We start from the raw sequence: 3,801 nt of genomic DNA, 5'->3' as shown, positions 1-3,801 counted from the left end.
CCTGATGAGCGGGAGATACGATGGTAAATCGATTTTCGATGGCGAGGGGGACACGGCCATTCTCTCGGCACAACTGAACGCGCTCAGCAGAAGACTGGAGAAGACCATGGAAAGCGTTGATTCCGAGCGCGACAAGATGAGGGCCTTCATCTCTTTCATATCGCATGAACTCAAGACGCCACTTGCCTCCCTAAAAACGATGAATGAATTAATGCTAGACGGCAAAAATATGGAAAGAGAACAGATTGAAGAGTTTCTGGGTAGAAGCGGCGAAGATATCGAGAGAATGGAATGGCTCATCGGTGACGTTCTCAACATAGCAAGGATAGAATCGGGCGCTATCAGATTTAGTTTCAGAAAGGCAGATCTCGCAGAACTGGCGAGAGATATAATGAGAAACTACATCGAGATAGCTCGCAGAAAGAAGATCGAGATTTCACTGAATACTGAATCGTCGGCTATTGTCTTCTGTGATGAGAAGTGGATTACGCAAGCTATTGGCAATCTCCTTAAGAACGCCATCGATTACTCTCCTGAAGGCGGCTCGGTATCTGTGTCAATTTCAGGGAGCGAAGCCTACGCCTATTTAAGCGTCTCAGACGAAGGCCCCGGGGTCTCGCAAGAAGATTCATCGAAGATCTTTCAGAGTTTCTACCGGGGCAGTTCTGCCGGCAGATCGAAAAAGGGTTCAGGGCTCGGGCTATCGCTGGCTAAAGCGATTATTGAGAGACACCAAGGCGACATAAAGCTGAAGTCATCTACGGAAAGAGGATCGACTTTCACAATAGAGCTCCCCGTAAGACGAGAAGAATGAGGCTTAACCTTGCGATTTCTTAAGCTTATCCTTCATCTACGAATAAGAAAGACTCCTTATACTCTGAACAGAAATCAATAAGGAGGCGGATTATGGAAGTACTCAAAACTGCTGGACTGAGAAAAGTATATGGATCTGGCGCGAACGCAGTCACTGCGCTAAAAGGGGCCGAACTTTCCGTCGAGGAAAGCGAGTTCATCGCGATAGTCGGGCCTAGTGGCTCGGGAAAGAGTACGCTCCTTCACCTGCTTGCGGGGCTTGATCGGCCTACCGCGGGAAGCGTCCACATAGACGGCAAGAATCTCTACACCATGACGGATACGCAGCTTTCGATCTTCAGAAGAAGAAGAATCGGGTTTGTCTTTCAGTTTTTCAACCTGATTCCCGTCCTGACTGCCAGGGAAAACATTGAACTCCCGCTGATCCTGGACGAAAGAAAGGTCGACGAGCCCTATCTGAACGAACTCATAAGGCTTATGAAACTGGAAGACAGAATCGATCACCTCCCGTCTGCCCTTTCAGGCGGCCAGCAACAGAGGGTGGCCATAGCCAGGGCTCTCATAACGAAACCCGCTATCGTCTTTGCCGACGAACCGACAGGAAATCTCGACAGCAAGACGAGCCAGGAAGTCATGGACCTGCTTAAAATAAGCGCGAGGAAATTCCACCAGACTCTCGTAATAGTGACTCATGAAGAGGGTATTGCAGAAAGAGCCGACAGAATAATCACTATTGAGGACGGCGAGATCGTTTCGGACTACTCGAATGCAGACGTGGGCAACGTCTTTTCTTCGGCCTTGGGAGGTCAGAAGGTATGAAGCGTTATACAGAACTAAGCAGAAAGTACCTTTCGAGACGACTTAGGAGAACGTTGTACACACTCCTGGGAGTGGCCCTCGCCGTAGCCTTCATAACCGCAATCATGATCACTTTCGAAAGCATCGAAGCTTCGCAGCTTCAGAGCATGGAGAACTCTGTGGGGAGATACCATGGCAAAGTAGTAGAGACAAGTGAATCCGAGCTCATGGACTTGAAGATACATGTTTTGATTGAAAAGCTGGGTATTCAGAAAATAGCCGGAACAATTGAATTTCCCGAAGAAAAGGCTTCTCTGTTTGTTGAAGAGGCAAATGAGTTGACGCTCAACCTGAGAGGAAAGAGCATAGAAGAAGGCCGTTTACCGGAAAAACCTGGAGAGATAGCGTTAGACTCATTTTCGGCGCAGCTTCTGGGAATCACTCCGGAAACCGGCCAAATGGTCTCACTTGATATTGGAGGCAAGAAACGTACCTATGAAGTAGTAGGGATAGTATCAAAGGCTAGACAGGAGAGTGCGATGTCAAAGGCCTTTGTGGAAATTTCACCTGAGGAGTTTTCAGAGATTTCTGAAGAGTCGAGAGTGGTGAAGAACGCCTACTTCACCGTTGAAGCACCAAACAACGGAATAAGAGCTGCAGCGATTAAGGTTGCCTCGGATCTCAAAATAAGAGATAAGACAACTTACAACGGTTCGTTGATCTACTTTCTTGAGAACCTATCTCCCGTCAACTGGCCGGCCGTCGTTCTGGGACTGCTCGTCGCAGTCGCTTCAATGGTCTCTATCTATAACACCGTACAGATATCCGTTCTCGAGAGAATACGTGAATTCGGGCTTCTCAGGGCGGCCGGTGCCACTCCCGCACAGATAAGGAAGGTCGTCTTCCGAGAATCGATCCTCGTAAGTCTTGTTGGTATTCCCTTAGGACTGGCGACAGGCGTTTTGCTTTCCTTCGCAATAGCACTCTATGCGGGATCTCAGTTTACGGGGCTAGGCGGCTTTGCAACCATGATTACACCCTTATCACTCTTACTTGGAGCCATTCTCGGATTCCTGTCGGTAGTCGTATCTTCTCTTATTCCCGCACTAAGGGCGGGGAAAGTCTCGCCCGTCGAGGCGATGAGACATTACGGGGTCGAACCCTCTGACTTCGAAGTCAAAGGGATCGTTAAAGGGCAAAGTTCGTCTGGAGAGAAGATCCCGCTGAAACTGGCGAAAAGAAACATGAGGAGAAACCTACGCACAACGACTATTTCTGTTATTTCAATGACGATGGCGGCAACACTTTTCATAGCCTTCTCGTACTTTGCCGGAAACTTCGATACTGAGAAAATTGCGCGGGGCGTTGTGAAGTCGGATTTCTCAATAAGAGTGGCAAGCATGTACGATGACGGACCCGATGAGCAAACGATCGAAGAGATACTCTCATTCGAAGATGTACAGACAGTTGCGGCTGCGAAGTTCATTACGGGAAGACTGCTAACCGAATGGGAAGACCGGGACCTTGATAGCAGGTCGTTCAGGACGTTTTCAACTCCTGAAGCCGGAATGCGCACAATAATAGTTGATAATAGCGGAATGCGCATGGCTCTCTTCGCTTACAACGATCTCGGTATAGAGCTGATGAAGACGAAAGTCATTTCGGGATCGATAGATTTGACGAGAGCAACTTCCGAACCTGTAATCATTATCGACATAGAAAACAGCAACAGGCACGGAATCAAGGCAGGAGACAGAGTTCTGCTCAAGACGTACTATCTGAACGAGTCCATGGTAGAAATCCCAGTCGCCTCGGAGTTCGTCGTTGCCGCTGTAGTGCAGGAGCTGCCATCAGTCGTCGGCTACACGGTCGAGGGTGGAATGCTTGTTGCGGCATGCAGCGAGAAGATAATTGAGGTTTTCAGGCCTGAGAGCGACGATGTTCATCTCACCATGATGGACTACATGGACCACTACTCGTATGTAGATATATACCTTCGAAGGGGAAGCGACGCTGAAGCTCTCGAATCAACAATCAAAGCGATCGCCGACAGATACAGGAACTCTACCTTCATCTCATACAGTGAATACAAGAAAGAGACTGAAGACGCCATTAGCACACTTTCAACCTAGTGTACGGGCTTATTGCAATAGTTGGCTTCATAGGCATCTGCGGTATAACAAACACCAT

At 48.5% G+C, this 3,801-nt stretch carries 3 protein-coding genes; all 3 read left to right on the top strand.

Features of this window, described 5'->3' with window-relative positions; translation table 11 throughout:
• Positions 1-814 (top strand): sensor histidine kinase KdpD (locus BG32_RS06520; protein WP_147434858.1); only part of this gene is annotated, 814 nt, incomplete at its 5' end.
• A 92-nt stretch (positions 815-906) separates the two neighbouring features.
• Positions 907-1,632: an ABC transporter ATP-binding protein gene (locus BG32_RS06515; RefSeq protein ID WP_121526593.1), complete on the top strand. Its 726-nt coding sequence runs from the start codon at positions 907-909 to the stop codon at positions 1,630-1,632.
• Positions 1,629-3,743: an FtsX-like permease family protein gene (locus tag BG32_RS06510; RefSeq protein ID WP_259459568.1), complete on the top strand. Its 2,115-nt coding sequence runs from the start codon at positions 1,629-1,631 to the stop codon at positions 3,741-3,743. The genes BG32_RS06515 and BG32_RS06510 overlap by 4 nt, the downstream gene beginning before the upstream one ends.
• Positions 3,744-3,801: the final 58 nt, after the last annotated feature.

This window comes from Mesotoga sp. HF07.pep.5.2.highcov (assembly GCF_003666285.1).
GTDB classification, from domain to species: domain Bacteria; phylum Thermotogota; class Thermotogae; order Petrotogales; family Kosmotogaceae; genus Mesotoga; species Mesotoga prima.
Note: the sequence above shows the minus strand (reverse complement) of the source record. Positions and strands in the feature narration are given on the sequence as shown.

Excerpts from the sequence above, each read along its gene's own strand:
- BG32_RS06515 (WP_121526593.1), top strand. The coding sequence starts at position 907 with ATGGAAGTACTCAAAACTGCTGGACTGAGAAAAGTATATGGATCTGGC.
- BG32_RS06510 (WP_259459568.1), top strand. The coding sequence starts at position 1,629 with ATGAAGCGTTATACAGAACTAAGCAGAAAGTACCTTTCGAGACGACTT.